Genomic DNA, 17,100 nt, shown 5'->3' on the forward strand with positions numbered 1-17,100 from the left:
CCGCGGAGCGCGGACCGGATCAGGTCGGGGTCGTCCACGATCGACAGCTCGTCGCCCGCCATCGCCCGGAACACGGAGCGCGGCGAGAGACCGTTGAGGAGGACCCAGAAGCGGCGGCGGGTCAGGCGCGCGATGTCTTGCGGGTCGAGGCGGTACTCGCGCGTGAAGTCCGCTTCGACGGCCCACCAATACCGCCGGACTGCGCTCTCCGCGCGGCTCGGTTCGGGGGCTGGCTCAGTGCTTTTCCCGGTTCGTCGCTGGTCATGGCCTCGTAGGCCTGCCGGAACGTGACGTCCTTACCGGAGCCCTGCAGCATGCCCCAGAACAGAGCGGTCATCAGCTGCTGGGGGCCCATGCCGCGGTCCACCCACTGAGCGAAGACGCCCTCGCCGAAGAGGAGTCCGACGATCTCGGCGAAGTCATCCACCTGGGACTCGGTGGACAGGCCCTTGAACCGCTGGTCCATGGCGAACGGGACGTCCGCGGGGACGGGAACGGTGACGCCGCAGATCTCCTCGGTCCGGGTGTTGGAGATGTCGGCCCAGAAGTCGTCCCACGACTCGGTGGCGGCCGTCACGGCTTGGCCGCCGTGGTGGTCGGGCCGGACCGGGTGACCGTCACGGACCACGAGGTCTTGTCGTTGTTGCCGCCGCCCTGGTCGCCGAGCTGGAACGTGGCGTCCGCCCACACCTCCCAGGTCGTGTCACCCGGAGCGGCGAACCGGAAGCCCGTCAGGGAGTCCACGCCGAGGCGGGCGGCCTGCGCCTCCGCGAGAGCCATCGCCGGGTCCAGGGCGCCCGTGGACGGGTCCTTCAGCCGGTAGCCCTCCAGGCTGATGGACTTGGCTTCCTGCATGTTCTGGTTCTCGGCCCGGCCGTTGCTGCCGAACGTGGTGGTGTCGGTGTTCTCGTACTCGAAGCCCAGGGTGAAGGTGTTGATGCCGCCCTCGCCGCTCCCGGCCGTCGCGGTTCGGAAAGCGACCCAGGTACCGGGGTTGAGGAAGTCCTCGATCTGGAACTCGCAGTCCCGGGCGTTGTACTTCTGCGCTGCCATGGCGTCTCCTCCAGGGGCATGGCGAGGAGCCCGCACGGCAGCGCCGGCGGGCCGAAGGAAAGGGGGGTCAGGTCCGGTGTGCGGTGACGTTCCGGATCTCGATGCGGTAGTTCACGACGTGCTCGTGCCGCCGGTTGTCGTCCACGCCGAGGGACTCGACGGACTGAATCGCGACCGCGAGGACCACGTGCGTGCCGTCCGGAAGGGTCGCCTGCGACAGGCCGTGCAGCTCGCCGCGGATCGCCTCCGCGCGGTGCCGGGACACCCGCGGGTCCGTGGTGCCGCGCACCCGGACCTGCACGCGGGGCTCGTCGTAGCCGAGGAGGGAGTCCGCCTCGGGCCCGCCGTACTGCGTGAGGACCACGCAGGTGTCCGGGACGGAGGGCATGGCCTCGATGAAGATGCTGCCGCCGGTGCCGTCGGGGTCGTAGGTGCCGTGCCCGCGGGCGGCGAGGTAGCGGGCGAGCCCGTCAAGGAGGTCAGCCACGGAGCCACCTCCTCAGGGACACCGCCATCAGACGCAGCATCGTGTCTCGCTCGGTCAGTGCCGGCTTCTCCAAGTACTTGGCGCTGCGGCCGGCCTTGTGCTTCCAGGTGAGTTCCTCGTGCTGGCGGCGGGCGTACACGGTGTCGTAGACGACGCCGCCCTCCAGGCCGTCGCGGACGACGCGGCTGGACCGTTCGAGGGTGCCCTCGTCGAGCGGCACGATCTTCCGGGACTCGGTGAGGAGGTGTTCCAGGGCGCGTTGTACGCCCTGCTCGGCGGCTGCGCGGCCGCGGGCGCCGACCCGGGCGAGGCCGCCGCCCTCCCACCGCATGCGGGTGAACTGCGGGCTCATGTGAGGAACACCTCCCGGTGGTCCGGCGTCGACAGGCCCCCACCGGAGCGGAGGTTGCTGGTGATGACCGATGCGGCGCGGCCGGACGGCAGGGTGAGCCGGGACTCCGGCGGGCACTCCTGGGTCGGCAGCAGCCACACCATCGCTCCTGCTACGACTTCCTCGCCCTCCGGGTTGCGGACCGTGCGGACGCCCTCCTCTACGAACGCCCGCGCGGTGATGGGCGCGGCGTACCGCGGGCCGTACGCGGAGTCCCCGAGGTACGCCTCGATCTGCACCGTGAACCGGAGCAGCATCCCGGGGATCACCACGTCGACACCCCTCCGAGCCGGAAGAGATCCGGGGTGAGGTCCGGCCGGCGGAGTGCCTCCAGGGCGGCCGCTGCCGGGGTCCGGCCGCCGACGGTGCCGGTCGTGCCGGACGATGACGACGGCGCCGAAAGGGAGACGCTGCCGATCTTGACTGTGCCCCACATGCCTGCGGTGCCGAGCTCGTCGCCGGTCTCCGCCCACCACTGCACCTGTGCGCACACCGCGTCTGCGAAGGCCTCCGCAACGATGCTGTTCGACGGGAGTCCAGTGTCGGTGACGTCGTACCAGCACAGCCGGAACACCTCGGACTCCAGGAACCGGCCCGCGCGGGCGAGCCGGGCGTCGATGTCCGCAGGCGCGGCCCCGCCGGTATAGGCCTCGTACTGCTCGGCGGTGGCGTAGACGCGAGTGGGCATCGGCCACCTCCGGTCAGGTCGAGTTGCCGATAATGATCACGTCGTACGTGACGGAGGTGGAACCGGCCGAGTTCGCCACCTTGATCAGGTCGGCGGTCGTAGCGGTCACCACCATGCCCGTGGCGTCGGCGCTCCCGGACATCGCGGCGAAGCAGGCACCCGGCCGGAGGGTGAGCGTGCCAGCGGCGTTCAGCAGGCCGACCCAGTCAGCGCTTGCGTTCGCGCCGACGACGACGTTGTTGGTGTTACCGGACGCTGCCGCGATCAGGATGAACTTGACCCGGGCGAACGTGGTCACCGTGCCGTACGCGTCGGTCAGCGACCCGGCCAAGTCCAGAGTCTCCGTCGCCGACGCGGACAGCGTCCGGGTGTCCGCGAACACCCTGTCCGCCTTGCCTGCGCCGGCCCCGTCCTCCAGGTGCACCGCGTACTTCTTGAGCAGCAGGTCAGCCGCGGACGACAGGTCGCTGTTCTTCGTGTTGCGCACGCTGGCGCTGATCCCGAGATCGCTGGTCACAGCCATTCCGGGCCCTCCTCAGGGTCTTCGGCCTCCGTGTCGGGGGCCTCGTCGTCCAGGTCCTTGGCGTCGCCGGAGGCCTCCGGGTCCGCTGCGGGCTCGGGCGCCGGGGCGGGCTCGTCGAGGGCCTCGACGACGTACCCCGGCTCGGCCCGAAACCAGGCCAGCGCCCCGAGCTCGGCCGGGCGCGTGTCGTCCGCGATCCCGGACCCGTTGACCAGCGCCACCCCGTGCACCGCGCCGCACACCGGGCCCGGCGCCGTGATCTGCCACCTCACGACGCCCCGCCCTTCGGCCGGCGCCCGGCCCGCTTCGGAGCCGAATCGTCGTCCACGCGGTGCCAGCCGGAATCCGGGGCCGCGGCGAGCGCCGCCAAAGCGGTCTCCTCGGCGGAGCCGGGTTCCGGCCGGACGGACTCGGCGACGTGCTCGCCCGCGTGCCGTTCGTAGGTGGCCACGCTCAGACCTTCAGCCCGGTCATCACGGCGTGGGCGCGCTCGTTACCCCACTTCAGACCGACCTCGCCGTAGAGCTGCACCTGCTCGGAGGCGCCCGTCTTCGCGAGCGGCTCCTCGAACAGGACGCCCTTGCCGGGGATGTTGAGGAAGACCGGCATGAGCTGCTCCAGCGACAGCACCGCGATGGTGTCCTGCGGCATGTGCCGGTCCATCATCACGTTGAGGGTGCCGAAGTCGGTGACCACGGTGGTCACGTTGACGCCGCCGACGGTGCGGGACGTCTCCTGGAACTGCCCGTACGCGCCGGCGTAGGCCTTGGTGATGGCGCGCTTCTGGAGGCTGTTGCACAGCAGGGTGGCGGTGGCCTGCTCGCTGATGCCCCCGTTGTCGTAGGCGAGCTGCAGCAGGTCGTTCACGTGGACGCTGGTGAGGTCGGTGGCCCACGGCTCGTTGAAGGAGAGGCCGGTGGCGGTGCCGAGGGTGAGGGCGGTTCCGCCGGGGGCGGTGGCGACCTTGAAGGTGTTGGTGGCGGAGTCGCGGACGTAGTAGACGCGTCCGGCGATGATGTTGGTGGCCACGTCGGTGTTGACGAACACGATCTTGTCGCCGTCGGAGAGGCCGTGCGAGGTCGACGTGACGGTGTCGGTCGCCGTGGACGCGCCCGTGACGACGGTGGCCTTGGCGATCCGGTTGGTCGCGATGGCCGACAGGAGGCCCTTGGTACGGCGGGCGGTGGAGTTCGACGTGGGCTTGTTGTACTGGCCGTTGATGAAGGACCAGTTGATGTCGAGCGCCATCTGCTTGAGCATCTGCTGAACCTGCCAGTCGAGCTCGTTGGTCACCGGGTTCGTGCCGCCGCCGTGGTTGTACGGCGCGGACTGCGGGGAGGCGACCTGTCCGAACGCGGCCTGCTTGGTGTACGAGACGGACACCTGCTCCTGGTGGATCTGGACCACGTTCGTCACGTTGGCCCGGACGCGCTCCTCGGCGGTCGGCGCGGTGGCGCCTTCCACGCGGGTGCGCTGGCCCGGGTCGCGCAGGTCGAAGGTCTCCCACTCGAACTCGGTGGCGGTCGTCATGCCGCCGCCGGTGAGCCCGCCGATCGCGGAGAGGAGCGGGGTGTCCTCCGGGGTCTGCGCGAACAGCTCGTTGGTGTAGTTGGGCAGGTTGAACGTGGTGCCCATGCCAGTGATGCCGGCCACGGTGGCCTCCTATCAGGGTCAGGTCTGTGCGGCCCTTCGCCGCTTCAGTGAGATGGCCTCGCCCCAGCGGCCGGCCTTCTCGGCCTCCGCGATCTGCTTTTCGAGGGAGGCGGGGGTGTCGCCGGATCCGCCGCCGCCGAGGTCTCCGCCGGAGCGGCCGGGCCCGCGGGGCGCGAGCCGGGCGAGCTTCTTCACGGCCGCGGTGATGGCGTCGGTGTCGACCTCGCCGTCCTTCGCGAACCGTGAGGTGTCGATCAGCTCGGACGCCTCACCGAGGTCGACGCCGGCGGCCGCGCACGCGGCGCGGAACTCGGCCGCGGCCAGCTTGGTCGCGTACTCGGCGGCGGCCGCCGACCGGCCGGCCTTCTCGGCGGCGGTGACGGCCTTCTCCTGCTCGGTCTGGGTGGCCTCGCGGAGCGCGGCGAGCTCGTCGGCGGCGCCCTTGTTGTCCTTGGCGCGGGCCTCCCACTTGCGGGCCTCGGCCTTCCAGTCCGTGCCGTCACCACCCGAGGCGGGGGCGGCCGGAGGAGCGGGCGGGGCCGGAGGAGTGGGGTCACCGGCGGGCGGGGTGCCTGCGCCAGCGGCGCCCTCGTTGCTGCCACCCGCGATGGCGTAGATCGGTCGGCCGTCCGTGCGGTGGCCGAGGACCGAGCCTGCGGGGTGCGTGGCGAGGGGGTGTCGGAAAGGGGTGGTCATGTGGTCTCCCATGCGGGTGTGCCGGTGGCCGTGCGGCCGTCGGCGGGTTAGCGCGCTGAGCCGATCTGCTCGCGCGCGGACTTGCGGGACAGTTCGTCGTGGGCGGCGAGGTGCTTGCGCATCTCGGCCTGCCAGTGGCGGATCTTGACGCCTGCGCGGCGGCGGGCTGCCTCGTCCATCGCCGAGGCGCGGGCGCGCTTCCAGCGGCGAATGTGCCGCTCGATCTCGCGCTGCCGCTGGGTGTCCTCGTAGGTGGTGCCGGGAGTGGCGTGATGCGGGGGCCGTGTCGTCACCCCGGGCAAGTACGCGCCGAGGGAGTGCCGACAGTTCGGGTGGAACAGGCCAGCGGCGCGTGCTTCCGTGAGGGATCCGGCAACGTGGACGGCAACGGTGCGGCCGTCGTCGGTCTCGTGGCGGGCGCGGACGGTGTGCGGGCCAGTCTCCGGGCCGAGGGTGAGCACCTCGCCCTCCCACGGGCGGCACAGCGGGCACTCCAAGGGGGCGTCGGAGACGATGACCAGGCCCACGCTGATCTCCGCGAGGGCGTCGATGTGACCCTCGACGGCGGCACGGGCGGTCACGCTGCGAACGCTCATTTCGGCGTACGAGGCCATATCCCAGCGACGCCCGGCCCGGTCCACGAACCCGGTGATGCCCCGGGCGGCGAACTGGTCGAGGGCGCGCTGTGAGGCCTGCCTGCGGGTGATGCCGGTCAGGAGCTGCACCCCGGACACCCGGGCCACGATGGACCGGAAGGTGTCGAGCACGGCCCGGGTGATCCGGGTGTACAGCGGCCGGGTGTCGGCCGCGTACGACGCGGCAAGCCGGTCGACGGCCGGGGCGCCCGGCAGGGCCTGCCGGGCGGCGAGCTCGCGCCCGATGTCCAGCGCCCCCAGCTCCGCCACAGCGGCCTGCCGGCCGCGGCTGTAGGCCTCGACCAGGGCGGCGCGGACGCTGCCGGTGGCGTCAGTCTGGAGCGCCTCCGCAACCTCCTCGACGGCCTGTCGCAGGTCGCCGACCGCCCGAAGCTTCAGCTCGGCCCACCGCGGGCTGTCGATGTCCGCTTCGAGGGCCGAAGCCAGCAGCTCCAGGAGCGTGGCCTCGGCCTCCTCGTACAGCTCACGCGTCCGGGCCGCGAGATCCTCCGCCAGGGCTGGGGAAACCGGCATGCGGCACCCCCTCACCCTCAGCGCCGGTCGCGGACGGATCGGCGACGAGCCGGCCGGTCTCGCCGAGGATCAGGTCGACCTCGTGGCTCACCTGGTCGTCGTTCCACTCCGGATGCTGCATGCGCACAGCCATCTCGGTGGAGATGGCCTCGGCGCGGCGCAGGAGCTCGACGGTGGTGGCGCGCTCGGTCGGGCCCTCGGTGACGCTGTCCTCAAACTCGATCATCGGAGGCTCGCTGATGTCGAGGTCCGACACCCCGAAACGGGGGCCGGCCTCGACGGCGAGGAGCGCAGCAACGATGCTGGTGACGGCGGGCCCCCAGTAGAGCGCCTTGCGGGCCCGGTTGGCCATCGACCGCCCCTGTCGGGCGCGGATCTCGGTGGCCGTGACCGCGGTCCCATCGCCGGACTCCCCGAAGCTGGCGACCGAGTACCCGGCCTGGCGAACGGCCTGCTCGAACAGCCGGTCGCACGTCTCGCTGTGCTCCTTGACGCGGATCTGGAACTGGACGACCTCCAGCGGCGACGGATCGCCCGGCCGCTGGAGCATGTTCAGGCCGGTGTACACGTTCCGGTCCGGGTTCCACGCGGCGCCCTGGCCCGTGCCGAGGGACTCCAGCATCGAGTTCGGGACGATGATCCGTCCGCGCCCGTTGTCGATGTCCCGCATCCACGAGGAGTACGTCATGTCCAACTTGTCGAGGAGCGTCTCGATCCCTTGAAGGTCGGACTGGCCGAGGCCGGCCGCCGCGGGGATGTGCCGCCAGGACCGGGCTGGCCGAACGTTGGGCGCGTACGCGGCGGTCAGGTGGTCCGGGGCGCCGGTGTCGAGGCCGCCCTCAGAGTCGACTTCTTCGGCGAGCGGTGCGGTGGCCGGGTGCTCCTCCAGGGGGCGGGGCGCGCCAAGGCTGGTGAGGCCCCCCTCGTACAGGCCGTGGTAGATCCGGCCGCGCTCGTGGCGCTCCAGGTGCCGGAACACGCGGAGGCCGTTCGGATTGTCCGGGTCCGGGAGGACCGTCCAGAAAGTCACGGCGACGAGCCGCCCGTACCGGAACTCCGGGACGGCCCGGTCGGCCGCGACGGTGTCGAGCCAGGGCCGGTCGGAGATCTCGCCGTCCCACACGACCCTCAGGTACGCGCCGCCCAGCGCGGACGCGAGCTCTCCGCCCTCCAGCAGCGTCGGGTGCATCTTGGGGGCGAGCTCGTCGAGGCGTTCCTGCGTGCCCGTGTGGGGGCTGGTGAGCTTCGGCGGCTCGGAGAAAATCAAGGTGCTGGACGTGCGTGCGATGTCCCCGGCGAGCGGCACGTGCATCTTGTCGCTGGGCTCGCCGGGGACCGGGGGCCCCCAGAACCAGCGGGCGACCCGGCCGCGGAGCCCGCCGGCGTACTGGGCGGGCCGGTTGGTCGGCTCGCCTGCGCGGGCGCCGCCGTAGCGGGCTTCGAGTCGGGCGGGGTCGGAGGAGTACCAGGCGTCCCAGTCGGCAAGGTCGGACTGTACGCGCGGGTCGGTGGGCGGCCACGTCTGATCATGCGTCGGCAGAGGCATCAGGCGGCCACCTCCAGGTGGGTCGGGACCAGCGGCCGCCACAGGGCCTCGGTCGTACGGATGGCGTAGCGCAGAGCGTCGGGGCCGTGGTCGTCAACCTTGAGCGGGGCGTCCTCGCCGCGCTCGGCGGCCTTCGGGTCCCAGGAGTACGAGGTCATCTCCCGGATCAGACCCTGGCACGAGGCGTGAATCCGGAGCCGGCCTGCGGAGAGGAGGCTCGCCACGGTGCGGATGCCGTCGGTGACGGCGTTCTCGGCGGGTGCCAGGTTCGGCATGCCGGTGCGGTGCAGCTGCTCGATGAAGGACGCGGCCGAGGGGTCGATGACGACCCAGTCCGGGGCGGCCCGGTGCTGCTGCAGGAAGCCGCGGACGGCCCGGTCGTACTCGGAGTCGGTGAGGGAGTGGTGCGCGGTGCGGGAGGCGTGCCGGTACTCGGCGGCGACGTACAGGCGGCGGTCGGTGCCGAGGCCGACGAGGAGGGCCACGAAGTCGTTGGTGGTGCCGTAGTCGATGCCGCAGCTGATCCAGCGGCTGATCTGGGGGAGTTCGGCGACGATGTGGCGTTCGTCGTCGAGCATGTCGTAGATGGCGCCCTCGGCGATCACCCATGCGCCGTCGATCATGCGGCGGCGCCACAGGCCGACGTACTCGGCGTGCAGCGACCGGATGTACGAGGGCTCCAAGGTGTGGTTGTCGCCAAGCCGGAAGTGCCAGGACCGCATGTCGAGCTCAGGCTGCCGGTCGAGGTAGTCGACCTTGAGCCAGTGCCTCGGCGAGTCCGGGTTGGTGGTGGCGAACAGCCGGGCCCCGGGCACGGACAGGCGGGCGAGGAGCTGCGCCCAGAACTCGGGCGGGATCAGCGTGGCCTCGTCCACGTAGGCCAGGCACGCGGTCAGGCCTCGGAGCCTGCCCTCCGAGCGGGCGTCCGAGGCGCCGATCAGGTGAACGGTACGGCCAAGGATGGTGGCGGTGTTGGAGCCGCGGGTGTGCTGGACGGCGCCGGCGTACCGGCCGAACAGCCCGAAGTCCATCAGCGGATCGAGGACGTTGCGCTCGATGGTCTGGAGGGACCGGCCAACCACGATGATCAGGCCGGAGGAGGGGGCCACGGCGATGGCCAGCAGGAACGCCAGCAGCGACGCGATGGTCTTGCCGCTGCGGACGGCGCCGTGCCAGAGGTTGATGCGGGCGGTGGCCTCGCGGATGCTGCCGAGCTGCTTGTCGGACAGGGCCGGTTCGGACATCAGCCCTCCCCGGTACCTCCTGCGGTTGGCCAGCCGAGGGCCTTCGCGAGCCCGGCGAGGATGCCGCGGTCCTCCTCGTGCCCGGCGCCGGCGTCAATCGCTTCGAGCTTGGCGGCCTGCGCGAGGTGCTGGCCGGCGGCCATGGCGAGGGCCCGCTCGTCTTGGGCGGGGACGTGGTCGAGGGTCTTGGACTCGATGCCGTTGACGGTGGGGGAGGTGTAGCGGTAGCCGCGGGTCTCGTCGGCTTCGAGCCGGTCGTAGATCTTCTCCGCGCGGGCGTAGGCCCGCTCGACGAGGGCGACGCGGCGGGCGCGGGCGTCCGCCTTGGCGGCCTCGGTGGCTACGGCGGTGGCGGTGCGGTCGAACGTCAACCCGGCCTCCTCGCAGATCACGGACACGGTGCGGGGGGAGCGGTTGAGTTGCCGGGCGATCGCGTTGCGGCCGAGGCCCTCCGCGTGGAGGCGGCGGACGTCGGCCTTGGTCTCGTCGGTGACCGGGCGGGCTTCCTTGCGGGCCACGGGATCACCTCCGAGAGGGGCCCGCCGTCCGGGGCGTCGACCGCGCGCCCTCGTGCGCGGGAGCCGGCCGGACGGCGGGGGTCAGGAGGTCAGCAGCCGTCGTACCGCCACGTGCCGTCCTCGCGGACCCAGGGTTGTGCGGTCTGGGAGAGGGCGGGGACGGGGTAGGTGTACGTGACGCGGGCCATGTCGGCGGCGAGGCTGTCCACGGTGAGGGTCTTGATCGGGTGGCTGCCGTACTCCTTGACGGTGCTCTCGACCAGCGCGGTGAAGATCTCGACGCCGCCGGCCTTGTCGGCGCAGCGCTTCGACAGGGCCTTGTACGCGGTGGCGCCGTCGGGCTTGAAGTAGGCGTCGGAGTAGGTGCGTACGGCGGTCTCCAGCTCGGCGCGGGCCCCGGTGTCGCCTGCGGGGGCGGGCTCGGGGGCGGCTGAACTGGCGGGCGCCGGAGCGTTGTCGAGGGCCGGGTCGCTTGGGTCGCTGCTGCACGCGGTGAGTGCGAGGAGCAGGGCGGCGGCGGTCAGGGTGGGTGTGTGTCTGCGCATCGCGCCATGCTCGCGGCGGCCGGGCGGGCCCGCGCGGGGTGTTGCTGTCCTGTGACGCACGGAAGCCCCGCGCGGTGGCGGGGCTTGTTGTTTCCGGGCACGCCGGAGTTGCGGCCCATCATGAGCCATGATCCCCGAGGAACGCAAACAGCCCCCGCGGGCGGACGGGCCTGCGGGGGCTGAGGTGCCTTGGTCAGTCGGTGGTGCGCCGGGTGGCGCTCGGGTAGTAGGTGGTGAACTCCGCGGCGCAGGCGGCGAGCTGCGCTGCGGCGGCGCGGAGGTCGGCGTACCAGCGCGCCGCTGTCTCGTCGTCGGTGATCGCGTACGCGGGGGCCGCGTCGGCGGCGGCCTGAGCTGCGGCGCGTGCCTGTCGCACGGCCTCGTCGGCCTGAGCCACGCGGTGCGCCCGCGCCTCGGCGGGGGTCGCCGGTGGCGCGGCAAGGGCGGCGAGGTCCCTGCGGACGGTGTCCTTCGAGATCTCGAGCTCCTCCCCGATGCGGCGGTAGGACATGCCGGCCTGCGCCAGTCGGCGCACCTCGATGCGCCGACTGGCGATCTTTGCGGGTGTGGTCACCGGGCTTCCTCGACGGTGGCGCGGAGGAGGGCGGCGTAGTGGGCGCGGGTGGCGCCGGGGGCGAGGCGGGGGGCGTGGCGTACGGCCTGCCGGACGGTGGCGGCGAACGCGATCTCCGAGGCGCTGCCCGTGCGGGCGTACTGGCGGAGGAGGTTGGCCCAGGTGTCGGGCCACAGCATTTCGCGGGGCTGGCAGCGGTCGAGGTGACCGGCGAGGCGGAGCAGGAGGTTGAGGCAGGCCTCGGTGGGCTGCTGGGCGCGGCGCAGATGTTCGTCGGGCTGGGTGAGGTGGGTACGCTCGGGCATGGCTGTTCCTCCTGTGTGGCAGGTGGACGGCTGGCCCCGGCGGAGTGGCTGCTCCGCCGGGGCACCAGGTGGTTAACCACCCGATGCCTTCACTGTTGCACAGGCTCGACAGGTGGTCAACCACCTGACAGGATGCTGCCCATGGCGAACCAACACCGGCAGAAGTTGCGCGGGATCCGCGGCGTGGACGACTCCCTCTGGGAGGACTTCGAGACCGCGGCCCGGCGCGCGGGGACCGACCGGTCCGCAGTCGTCCGCCAGCTCGTCGAGTGGTACGTGCGCCGCCCCGGCGCCGAACTCCCCGACCGGCCTGCCGCCGAGTAGCCGTACGCGCCGATGCCCCCGACCGTCGTGGTCGGGGGCATCGTGCTGCCTACCGTCCGGCGATGGCGCGTTCCGCGGCGGCGACGGCAAGAAGCACCGCCCGAGCCGCGATGGGATCGCAGTGCATGCGCCCGGCGTGCTCGACGGCGTCGATCAGGGCCGCCGCAACCCGCGGCTGGCTGGCGAGCCGGGCCGCGCGCAGACACTCCTGTAGGACGGCCTGCCAATCGGCGGTGTCCGGGGGGTCGGGCAGTGCAACTGCGTAGGCCGGCCGGAGCCATAGTTCGATGTGGTGGGCGAGGGCCTGCAGGTAGGGGCGGTGGTCGGTGGCGTGGCCGCACGCCTGGTCGGGCGGGGTGGGCTGGAAGCGGCCGGGCCAGTCGCGCTGGGTGTCGGCACGGTGGCGGATGCATGTGTGCGCGGCGGTCTGTAGCTGGCCGAGGACGTGGTGGGTGCGGAGGAGGGTGGCGGGCCGGGTGCAAATGCGGGTGGTGCGGGTGATCGCGTCCATGGGGTAAGCGTGGCCGCTGGCTGCGGCTGGTTCCGGTCCTGTCGCCCACGCGCGCTGTGGCGTGGGTCACCGGGGGCCCGTACTGTCCGGATGCGTCCGAAGCCGTCCGGATGCAGGCTGGAGGGATGCCGGACCGTGCACGGATCGTCGTCTACCCGCCCGCCCCGTCCGGTGGCCGGCGGGTGGTGGCGCATGTGCACGGTGAGGACGCGATCCTCGGAACGGCGTACTCGGCGGCCGATCTCGCGGAATTCCTCAGGCGGATCGGGGTGGACGCCCCTGAGGACGTGATCGCGACGGCGGATCCCCTGCTGGAGTGGCGCGGCGGCGGGCCCGGGACCTGGACGGCGGAAGCCCCGCCCGATGCGTGATCGGGCGGGGCCGGGTCCGAGAGCGCCAGCAGCTCGGATGTGGGATGCCCTCGCGGGACACCCCCACGGTACGACCGGGCTCTGACATCCGCCGGGGCCTACGCGGCCGCGGGAAGCGTCCACGCTCGCGCGCAGCCGGCGCACTCCGCGGTCGGGTCCTGTCCGCCGCCCGCTGTGACGACGATCGTGCCGCGGCATGTGGGGCAGGGGAGCGCGGCGGCGTACTGGCGGGCGAGGAGGTCTAGGGCGGTCTCGATGCGCTGGACGGCGCCGGCGGCGGTGGTGGTGATGTGGTGGAGCTGGGCGGCGGTGAGCTCCCGGAACGGGCCGGGCTGGCCGTCGGTGCGGGCGAGGAGCCACCCGGTGGCGTACTCGGCGGTGCGGAGGCCGACGTACCGCCAGCGTCGGGGGTCGGCCTGCTCCTGGTCGGCGGCGCGGTTGCGGCGGTCGCGGTCGGTGCGGGTCCAGCCGCGGGCCTGCCAGTCCGTGGGGGCGTGGGTGAGGGCGGGGCGGGTGATCTGCGGGGCGATGCGGTCGGCGAGGTCGACGAGGACGCGCTCGACGAGTCGGGCGGTGTCGAGGATGCGGATCGAGAGGGGTGCGGCGGACGCGCCGATCTGCTCGGGAGACCGCTCCAGAGCACGGAGGCCGGCGGCTTCGGTGGCGTCGGCGTGGTCGAGGTGGGCGAGGAGCTCGGCCTTCGACGAGAGCCAGTTGGTGCCGCAGGTGTCGAGGGCGTCGTCGAGGTGGGGCCAGAGGGTGAGGATCTGGGTCAGGTGGTGGCTGGCGGTGGCGGTGGTCACGTCTGCTCCAGGGCGGGTGGGCGGTACGGTGGGGCCACCTGGGGGCGCATCCGGTCTGTGGCGGACGGAGGATGCGCCCCCTCTCGCGTGCTCAGGCGGGCTGCTCGACCACGAAGAAGATGACGAGGGCCTCGTCGGTGGTGGTCACGCAGAGGGAGTCGTCCGGCAAGGTCACGAGGTCGCTGATGTCGAAGTAGTGCCGGTAGTCCTGCGCGGCGGCCCGGAACGCAGCTTCGACGTCGCCGAGGCAGGCGCCATGCGGGCCGGTGGGCACGGTCCATTCCCTGCGTACGGTGGTGACGGTGCGGCTGGTGAACGTGGCCATGGTCAGTTCTCCTTCTGCGGGTCGAGGGCGGCGCGGGCAGCCGACAGGCGGGCGCAGTGATCGCACGGGCTGCCGTCGCGGTCCCACTTGCCGGGGGCGAGGTGGCAGTGGCCGGGGCCGTCGTAGTCGAGGACGTAGCGGAGGTGGCCGCGGACCTCGGTGAGGGCCGTCTCGGCGTCTTCCAGGCGGAGCACCTTGTCGTTGAACGCTGCGCAGGCGGTGTCCCGCTCGGTCTCGGCCTGCTCGGCGCGGGCGTACAGGGCATCGAGTACCGGGTCCGTGATCGTGTCCGCAGTGTGCCGGGCGGGCTCGGGCGTGGGCCGGGTGCAGGGGATGGTGCCGCAGGAGCAGTCGCAGCAGTGCGTGCAGAACGGCTTCTCCTGGTAGTTGCGGTAGACGACGGGCCCGCCGCCGCACCCGCAGCAGGGTTCGCACTGGGGGTGCCAGCTTCGGGCGGGGACGTCTGCCGGTCCCGTCCACTCGCGGACGCGGGGGTCGGTGATGGGCTGGCCGCAGGCGGCGCAGCGTGTGGTCATCGGATCGTCCCGATCTCTCCGGCGGCGGCCGCGTGTGCCTCGTGCTCGGTGGCGGTGAGGAGGCCGTACGCGGTGGACAGCAGTGCGCGGAGGAGGTTGCGTTCGCGGAGGCTGAGTGGGGCGCGGGGGTCGACGCGGGTGCGTTCGGGGAGTCCGTCGGGGCCGGTGTTGACGAACTCCAGGGCGGGGAGCGGGGCGGGCTGGTTCATGTGGGTCTCCTGGGGTGGCTGGTGAGGTGCCAGTGGAGGCAGTACGGGCAGTGGTACGGCTGGCGTTCGGCGCGGTGGCGGGCGCGGAGTGTGCGGAGGGTGCGGCGGGCGGCCCCACGGCTGGCGTAGGCCCGCTTGCCGGACGGGCAGGTCACCCCTGCTGGCCCGATCCGGGCGGGGCGATCGGCGTCATGGCCCAGGTCGGGAGGTCGTCGTCGCCGATCTGGCCGACGAGGGTGAGCTCGACCGCGCAGTAGGCGGCGAGGAAGAGCTCGAGTCGTGGCCAGACCGCGGGGTGGACGAGCAGTTGGCGGATCTCGCCGGGGGCGGGCGGCGGCGTGGTGCTCATCGTGGGTTCCTGTCGTCTCGGGTCCGTGCGGGCCGGTGTGGGGCCGCGTGACGGCCGTGGGGCGGTCGGGGCGGGGGTTTTCTCAGGGCCCGGCCGATGCGGGCGACGAGGAGGCACAGGAGGACGCTGGCGGCGCACCAGAGGGCGAGGGCTACGGCGACGATCGCGGGCGCGGACACGGCTACCCCTCGCCCCCGGCGGCCATCCGGCGCGTCCATTCGCGGACCTCGGCGAGGGCCTTTCCGCGCAGCTCGGTCATGTACGCGAGCAGGTCGGCCGGGTGGATCGTGCCGCCGTCGTCTACGGCCTCCTGCACGTAGCCGGTCAGCTCGGTCCAGGCGGAGGCGTAGTCCGCGGTAGGCAGGTCGAGGTCGGTCCACACGATCTGGGTGGCGCCGCCGTGGCCGTGGACGTGGTCGACGCTGGTCTGTCCGCGGTCCCAGAACACGATGCTGGGGTGGTCGCCGCGCCAGCGGACGGAGGCGGTGCCGTCGGGCCAGAGGATGCCGTCAGCAACGCGGCCGGTGCCAGAGACGCCGGACACGTCGGTGTGGCGGTCGAGGTGGAAGCGGCGGGGCTTGGTCATGGCGTGTGCTCCTCGGGTTCGGGCGGCCAGGGGGCGAGTCGTACGGGCGGGGACAGCGGCGCGGGCGGGTCGTGGCGGGCCCGCCAGGCGCGCACGCTCTTCCGGGGCCGGGTGGTGAGAAGTACGGCGATCTGGCAGGCGTACACGGGCTGCGCGGCCCACCAGCGCCACTCCCGCCGGGAGAAGCCGGGGCGGCGCCAGGGGAGGCGTTCCGCCCAGTCGGAGGCGTGGCGGGCGGGGCGGGCGCGGCCGGCGAGGTAGCCGACCGCGACCGCCACGACCAGGAGGAGGCCGGTCACCGGGGGGCTGTCTCGGCGGCGAGTTCGTGGCCCACGGTGTACCGGGGGCACGTGGCCGCGTGGAGGCCCCAGGACCGGGCGCAGGTGCAGCGGGGCGGTTCGCTCGTGCCCATCTGCCGTGCGAGCTCGCGGAGTCCGGCGATCACCTCCTCCAGCCGCTCCAGCGGGACGGTGGTCTCGGCGTGGCCAACCTCGGTGCTGCCGACGGTGAGGCGGATCGCGGGCCGGCCGTCGGGGGTTCCGCTCGGCTGGGCGGCGAGGTCCTGTCCGGCGGTGTCGGTGAGGAGGAACCCACCGCGGGGGAGCTGGAGCTGCGCGGGCGGGGTGGTGAGGTCGGTGTAGGTGGTGGTTTCCAGCACGATGCGGCGCTCGCGGGCGGTCCCGTCGGGCCAGGTGGGGACGTGCTCGTCGAGGCGGGTCTTCTTGGCGACGGCGGCCTGACGGCTGGCGTCCGCCAGGCCGCCGGACCATTCGTTGGCGATGGGGTCCCAGGACTCAACGTGCCAGCGGGTGCGGGGCGGGTGGGCGTACATGGGGGTCTCCTGGGTGGTGGTGTGGCGGCCGGGTCGGCGTGGGCGAGGACGGCTCACCGCGGGCCCCCGGCGAGCTGCCGGTCGACGCAGGCGGAGCGGGCGGCGCAGACGGTGCCGGCCGAGGTGCGGAGGAACTGGCGGATGCCGATCCGGCCGCACTTCACGCACGACTTCAGCTCGGGTCCGGTACGCGGCTGGGGGCCGGGCTCGGGGCCGTCGAGGACGCTGCTGGTGTTCTGGACGCTCACGAGGTGCTCCTTCGTGGTGTGGTGGTGGTCCGGTTGCCGCGCACTGCCCGCGCGGCGACCGGGCCCGGGTCAGGGGTTCGCGGGGCCGACGTAGCGGGCGTAGATCCGGAACTGGCCGTCCACCGTCCGGGACTTCGCGTCGTACGACCCCGCGGGCAGGTAGCAGGCGAGGCGCCCCTGTCGGATCTGGAAGGCCGTGCTGGCCGCGGAGGCCTTCGTGGAACGGGCATCGATGAGCGCCCATTCGCCGGGCTTCGCCCGCAGCGCGGCGGCGATGGCCGCGTGCTTGCCTTCGATCTGCTTGCGGGCGGGCAGGTTGGTGAACGTGATAGCGGGCTGGTTGGCCATGGTCGGCGCCTTCAGGTGGTGGGTCGGGGGCGGGCGATGCCGACGGGCCGGTATCCGGCGAACTCCCGGTGCGTGACCGGCCGGGCCGTACCGTGCTCCCACACCGCGGCGACCCGCATGTCCGGCAGACCGCCGGCGGTGACGCTGGGCGCGGAGAAGAACGGCTGCACGGGGATCGCGGCGACGTGGCTGGGCGTGCTGTCGGCGACGAGGAGGTGGTGGCCGGCGGGGGTGAGGTAGACGGTGCCGGGGTCGGGGTGGGGCAT

At 72.7% G+C, this 17,100-nt stretch carries 32 protein-coding genes; 2 read left to right on the top strand and 30 right to left on the bottom strand.

Going from position 1 to position 17,100, the window contains the following annotated elements; all coding sequences use genetic code 11:
* Positions 1 to 121 precede the first annotated feature (121 nt).
* The 18 genes from ACZ7JZ_RS17085 to ACZ7JZ_RS17170 all read right to left on the bottom strand — a co-directional run bounded on the left by ACZ7JZ_RS17085 (position 122) and on the right by ACZ7JZ_RS17170 (position 11,392).
* The gene (locus ACZ7JZ_RS17085) at positions 122 to 577 is read right to left on the bottom strand and encodes a hypothetical protein (RefSeq protein ID WP_470939403.1); all 456 of its coding nucleotides are present in this window, start codon (positions 575 to 577) and stop codon (positions 122 to 124) included.
* Complete coding sequence (locus ACZ7JZ_RS17090; RefSeq protein WP_470939405.1) at positions 574 to 1,053, bottom strand: phage tail tube protein; 480 nt, start codon at positions 1,051 to 1,053, stop codon at positions 574 to 576. The genes ACZ7JZ_RS17085 and ACZ7JZ_RS17090 overlap by 4 nt, the downstream gene beginning before the upstream one ends.
* 67 nt (positions 1,054 to 1,120) lie before the next feature.
* Complete coding sequence (locus ACZ7JZ_RS17095; protein ID WP_470939408.1) at positions 1,121 to 1,540, bottom strand: minor capsid protein; 420 nt, start codon at positions 1,538 to 1,540, stop codon at positions 1,121 to 1,123.
* Positions 1,533 to 1,892, bottom strand: coding sequence for a hypothetical protein (locus tag ACZ7JZ_RS17100; protein ID WP_470939411.1), 360 nt, complete (start codon positions 1,890 to 1,892; stop codon positions 1,533 to 1,535). Before ACZ7JZ_RS17100 ends, ACZ7JZ_RS17095 begins: the two co-directional genes overlap by 8 nt.
* Positions 1,889 to 2,203 (bottom strand): hypothetical protein, encoded by a 315-nt coding sequence (locus ACZ7JZ_RS17105; RefSeq protein WP_470939414.1) that lies wholly within the window; start codon positions 2,201 to 2,203, stop codon positions 1,889 to 1,891. The genes ACZ7JZ_RS17100 and ACZ7JZ_RS17105 overlap by 4 nt, the downstream gene beginning before the upstream one ends.
* Positions 2,197 to 2,619, bottom strand: a complete 423-nt coding sequence (locus ACZ7JZ_RS17110; protein WP_470939417.1) for a hypothetical protein — start codon at positions 2,617 to 2,619, stop codon at positions 2,197 to 2,199. Before ACZ7JZ_RS17110 ends, ACZ7JZ_RS17105 begins: the two co-directional genes overlap by 7 nt.
* 13 nt (positions 2,620 to 2,632) lie before the next feature.
* Entirely contained in the window at positions 2,633 to 3,142 is a 510-nt protein-coding gene (locus ACZ7JZ_RS17115) for a hypothetical protein (protein ID WP_470939419.1), read from the bottom strand.
* A complete protein-coding gene (locus ACZ7JZ_RS17120) occupies positions 3,133 to 3,414 on the bottom strand; it encodes a hypothetical protein (RefSeq protein ID WP_470939422.1) in 282 nt (93 codons plus the stop codon). The genes ACZ7JZ_RS17115 and ACZ7JZ_RS17120 overlap by 10 nt, the downstream gene beginning before the upstream one ends.
* The gene (locus ACZ7JZ_RS17125; protein WP_470939425.1) at positions 3,411 to 3,593 is read right to left on the bottom strand and encodes a hypothetical protein; all 183 of its coding nucleotides are present in this window, start codon (positions 3,591 to 3,593) and stop codon (positions 3,411 to 3,413) included. The genes ACZ7JZ_RS17120 and ACZ7JZ_RS17125 overlap by 4 nt, the downstream gene beginning before the upstream one ends.
* A gap of 2 nt (positions 3,594 to 3,595) precedes the next feature.
* Entirely contained in the window at positions 3,596 to 4,795 is a 1,200-nt protein-coding gene (locus ACZ7JZ_RS17130) for an SU10 major capsid protein (protein ID WP_470939428.1), read from the bottom strand.
* Between the two features lie 18 nt (positions 4,796 to 4,813).
* The gene (locus ACZ7JZ_RS17135) at positions 4,814 to 5,491 is read right to left on the bottom strand and encodes a hypothetical protein (protein ID WP_470939431.1); all 678 of its coding nucleotides are present in this window, start codon (positions 5,489 to 5,491) and stop codon (positions 4,814 to 4,816) included.
* 47 nt (positions 5,492 to 5,538) lie between these two features.
* Positions 5,539 to 6,660, bottom strand: coding sequence for a phage minor capsid protein (locus tag ACZ7JZ_RS17140; RefSeq protein ID WP_470939434.1), 1,122 nt, complete (start codon positions 6,658 to 6,660; stop codon positions 5,539 to 5,541).
* On the bottom strand, positions 6,611 to 8,206 hold the full coding sequence (locus tag ACZ7JZ_RS17145; protein WP_470939437.1) for a phage portal protein: 1,596 nt from the start codon (positions 8,204 to 8,206) through the stop codon (positions 6,611 to 6,613). The genes ACZ7JZ_RS17140 and ACZ7JZ_RS17145 overlap by 50 nt, the downstream gene beginning before the upstream one ends.
* A complete protein-coding gene (locus ACZ7JZ_RS17150) occupies positions 8,206 to 9,453 on the bottom strand; it encodes a PBSX family phage terminase large subunit (RefSeq protein ID WP_470939765.1) in 1,248 nt (415 codons plus the stop codon). The genes ACZ7JZ_RS17145 and ACZ7JZ_RS17150 overlap by 1 nt, the downstream gene beginning before the upstream one ends.
* Positions 9,450 to 9,968, bottom strand: a complete 519-nt coding sequence (locus ACZ7JZ_RS17155) for a helix-turn-helix domain-containing protein (RefSeq protein WP_470939440.1) — start codon at positions 9,966 to 9,968, stop codon at positions 9,450 to 9,452. Before ACZ7JZ_RS17155 ends, ACZ7JZ_RS17150 begins: the two co-directional genes overlap by 4 nt.
* An 89-nt stretch (positions 9,969 to 10,057) precedes the next feature.
* On the bottom strand, positions 10,058 to 10,513 hold the full coding sequence (locus tag ACZ7JZ_RS17160; RefSeq protein ID WP_470939443.1) for a hypothetical protein: 456 nt from the start codon (positions 10,511 to 10,513) through the stop codon (positions 10,058 to 10,060).
* A 193-nt stretch (positions 10,514 to 10,706) separates the two neighbouring features.
* Positions 10,707 to 11,087 (bottom strand): hypothetical protein, encoded by a 381-nt coding sequence (locus ACZ7JZ_RS17165; protein ID WP_470939446.1) that lies wholly within the window; start codon positions 11,085 to 11,087, stop codon positions 10,707 to 10,709.
* The gene (locus ACZ7JZ_RS17170; RefSeq protein ID WP_470939449.1) at positions 11,084 to 11,392 is read right to left on the bottom strand and encodes a hypothetical protein; all 309 of its coding nucleotides are present in this window, start codon (positions 11,390 to 11,392) and stop codon (positions 11,084 to 11,086) included. Before ACZ7JZ_RS17170 ends, ACZ7JZ_RS17165 begins: the two co-directional genes overlap by 4 nt.
* Positions 11,393 to 11,533: 141 nt before the next feature.
* Here ACZ7JZ_RS17170 and ACZ7JZ_RS17175 point away from each other — a divergent pair, with 141 nt between their 5' ends.
* Entirely contained in the window at positions 11,534 to 11,716 is a 183-nt protein-coding gene (locus tag ACZ7JZ_RS17175) for a hypothetical protein (RefSeq protein ID WP_470939452.1), read from the top strand.
* A 49-nt stretch (positions 11,717 to 11,765) separates the two neighbouring features.
* Here the strand turns inward: ACZ7JZ_RS17175 and ACZ7JZ_RS17180 are convergent, their stop codons facing one another.
* Positions 11,766 to 12,227 carry a hypothetical protein gene (locus ACZ7JZ_RS17180; RefSeq protein ID WP_470939455.1) on the bottom strand — a complete coding sequence of 154 codons (462 nt, stop codon included), beginning with the start codon at positions 12,225 to 12,227 and terminating at the stop codon, positions 11,766 to 11,768.
* Between the two features lie 125 nt (positions 12,228 to 12,352).
* Between ACZ7JZ_RS17180 and ACZ7JZ_RS17185 the strand changes: the two genes are divergently transcribed.
* Positions 12,353 to 12,598 carry a hypothetical protein gene (locus ACZ7JZ_RS17185; RefSeq protein ID WP_470939458.1) on the top strand — a complete coding sequence of 82 codons (246 nt, stop codon included), beginning with the start codon at positions 12,353 to 12,355 and terminating at the stop codon, positions 12,596 to 12,598.
* 98 nt (positions 12,599 to 12,696) lie between these two features.
* Here the strand turns inward: ACZ7JZ_RS17185 and ACZ7JZ_RS17190 are convergent, their stop codons facing one another.
* The 11 genes from ACZ7JZ_RS17190 to ACZ7JZ_RS17240 form a co-directional block, all read right to left on the bottom strand.
* Positions 12,697 to 13,401 (bottom strand): hypothetical protein, encoded by a 705-nt coding sequence (locus tag ACZ7JZ_RS17190; protein ID WP_470939461.1) that lies wholly within the window; start codon positions 13,399 to 13,401, stop codon positions 12,697 to 12,699.
* 91 nt (positions 13,402 to 13,492) lie between these two features.
* On the bottom strand, positions 13,493 to 13,726 hold the full coding sequence (locus ACZ7JZ_RS17195; RefSeq protein ID WP_470939464.1) for a hypothetical protein: 234 nt from the start codon (positions 13,724 to 13,726) through the stop codon (positions 13,493 to 13,495).
* A gap of 2 nt (positions 13,727 to 13,728) precedes the next feature.
* Positions 13,729 to 14,262 carry a hypothetical protein gene (locus tag ACZ7JZ_RS17200; RefSeq protein WP_470939467.1) on the bottom strand — a complete coding sequence of 178 codons (534 nt, stop codon included), beginning with the start codon at positions 14,260 to 14,262 and terminating at the stop codon, positions 13,729 to 13,731.
* The gene (locus ACZ7JZ_RS17205) at positions 14,259 to 14,471 is read right to left on the bottom strand and encodes a hypothetical protein (protein WP_470939470.1); all 213 of its coding nucleotides are present in this window, start codon (positions 14,469 to 14,471) and stop codon (positions 14,259 to 14,261) included. The genes ACZ7JZ_RS17200 and ACZ7JZ_RS17205 overlap by 4 nt, the downstream gene beginning before the upstream one ends.
* A 151-nt stretch (positions 14,472 to 14,622) precedes the next feature.
* Positions 14,623 to 14,820 (bottom strand): hypothetical protein, encoded by a 198-nt coding sequence (locus ACZ7JZ_RS17210; protein ID WP_470939473.1) that lies wholly within the window; start codon positions 14,818 to 14,820, stop codon positions 14,623 to 14,625.
* Between the two features lie 181 nt (positions 14,821 to 15,001).
* Positions 15,002 to 15,406 carry a hypothetical protein gene (locus ACZ7JZ_RS17215; RefSeq protein WP_470939476.1) on the bottom strand — a complete coding sequence of 135 codons (405 nt, stop codon included), beginning with the start codon at positions 15,404 to 15,406 and terminating at the stop codon, positions 15,002 to 15,004.
* Positions 15,403 to 15,705, bottom strand: coding sequence for a hypothetical protein (locus ACZ7JZ_RS17220; protein ID WP_470939479.1), 303 nt, complete (start codon positions 15,703 to 15,705; stop codon positions 15,403 to 15,405). Before ACZ7JZ_RS17220 ends, ACZ7JZ_RS17215 begins: the two co-directional genes overlap by 4 nt.
* Positions 15,702 to 16,238: a hypothetical protein gene (locus tag ACZ7JZ_RS17225; protein ID WP_470939482.1), complete on the bottom strand. Its 537-nt coding sequence runs from the start codon at positions 16,236 to 16,238 to the stop codon at positions 15,702 to 15,704. Before ACZ7JZ_RS17225 ends, ACZ7JZ_RS17220 begins: the two co-directional genes overlap by 4 nt.
* A 53-nt stretch (positions 16,239 to 16,291) precedes the next feature.
* Positions 16,292 to 16,486 (bottom strand): hypothetical protein, encoded by a 195-nt coding sequence (locus tag ACZ7JZ_RS17230; protein ID WP_470939485.1) that lies wholly within the window; start codon positions 16,484 to 16,486, stop codon positions 16,292 to 16,294.
* Positions 16,487 to 16,555: 69 nt separating this feature from the next.
* Positions 16,556 to 16,834: a hypothetical protein gene (locus ACZ7JZ_RS17235; protein ID WP_470939488.1), complete on the bottom strand. Its 279-nt coding sequence runs from the start codon at positions 16,832 to 16,834 to the stop codon at positions 16,556 to 16,558.
* Positions 16,835 to 16,845: 11 nt separating this feature from the next.
* Complete coding sequence (locus ACZ7JZ_RS17240) at positions 16,846 to 17,100, bottom strand: hypothetical protein (RefSeq protein ID WP_470939491.1); 255 nt, start codon at positions 17,098 to 17,100, stop codon at positions 16,846 to 16,848.

It is taken from the genome of Streptomyces sp. NPDC038213 (assembly GCF_055600495.1).

Coding starts and splice junctions, on each gene's coding strand:
- ACZ7JZ_RS17090 (WP_470939405.1), bottom strand. CDS start 1,053: ATGGCAGCGCAGAAGTACAACGCCCGGGACTGCGAGTTCCAGATCGAG.
- ACZ7JZ_RS17100 (WP_470939411.1), bottom strand. CDS start 1,892: ATGAGCCCGCAGTTCACCCGCATGCGGTGGGAGGGCGGCGGCCTCGCC.
- ACZ7JZ_RS17110 (WP_470939417.1), bottom strand. CDS start 2,619: ATGCCCACTCGCGTCTACGCCACCGCCGAGCAGTACGAGGCCTATACC.
- ACZ7JZ_RS17115 (WP_470939419.1), bottom strand. CDS start 3,142: ATGGCTGTGACCAGCGATCTCGGGATCAGCGCCAGCGTGCGCAACACG.
- ACZ7JZ_RS17135 (WP_470939431.1), bottom strand. CDS start 5,491: ATGACCACCCCTTTCCGACACCCCCTCGCCACGCACCCCGCAGGCTCG.
- ACZ7JZ_RS17140 (WP_470939434.1), bottom strand. CDS start 6,660: ATGCCGGTTTCCCCAGCCCTGGCGGAGGATCTCGCGGCCCGGACGCGT.
- ACZ7JZ_RS17145 (WP_470939437.1), bottom strand. CDS start 8,206: ATGCCTCTGCCGACGCATGATCAGACGTGGCCGCCCACCGACCCGCGC.
- ACZ7JZ_RS17160 (WP_470939443.1), bottom strand. CDS start 10,513: ATGCGCAGACACACACCCACCCTGACCGCCGCCGCCCTGCTCCTCGCA.
- ACZ7JZ_RS17170 (WP_470939449.1), bottom strand. CDS start 11,392: ATGCCCGAGCGTACCCACCTCACCCAGCCCGACGAACATCTGCGCCGC.
- ACZ7JZ_RS17175 (WP_470939452.1), top strand. CDS start 11,534: ATGGCGAACCAACACCGGCAGAAGTTGCGCGGGATCCGCGGCGTGGAC.
- ACZ7JZ_RS17180 (WP_470939455.1), bottom strand. CDS start 12,227: ATGGACGCGATCACCCGCACCACCCGCATTTGCACCCGGCCCGCCACC.
- ACZ7JZ_RS17185 (WP_470939458.1), top strand. CDS start 12,353: ATGCCGGACCGTGCACGGATCGTCGTCTACCCGCCCGCCCCGTCCGGT.
- ACZ7JZ_RS17195 (WP_470939464.1), bottom strand. CDS start 13,726: ATGGCCACGTTCACCAGCCGCACCGTCACCACCGTACGCAGGGAATGG.
- ACZ7JZ_RS17200 (WP_470939467.1), bottom strand. CDS start 14,262: ATGACCACACGCTGCGCCGCCTGCGGCCAGCCCATCACCGACCCCCGC.
- ACZ7JZ_RS17205 (WP_470939470.1), bottom strand. CDS start 14,471: ATGAACCAGCCCGCCCCGCTCCCCGCCCTGGAGTTCGTCAACACCGGC.
- ACZ7JZ_RS17210 (WP_470939473.1), bottom strand. CDS start 14,820: ATGAGCACCACGCCGCCGCCCGCCCCCGGCGAGATCCGCCAACTGCTC.
- ACZ7JZ_RS17215 (WP_470939476.1), bottom strand. CDS start 15,406: ATGACCAAGCCCCGCCGCTTCCACCTCGACCGCCACACCGACGTGTCC.
- ACZ7JZ_RS17225 (WP_470939482.1), bottom strand. CDS start 16,238: ATGTACGCCCACCCGCCCCGCACCCGCTGGCACGTTGAGTCCTGGGAC.
- ACZ7JZ_RS17235 (WP_470939488.1), bottom strand. CDS start 16,834: ATGGCCAACCAGCCCGCTATCACGTTCACCAACCTGCCCGCCCGCAAG.
- ACZ7JZ_RS17240 (WP_470939491.1), bottom strand. CDS start 17,100: ATGCCCCACCCCGACCCCGGCACCGTCTACCTCACCCCCGCCGGCCAC.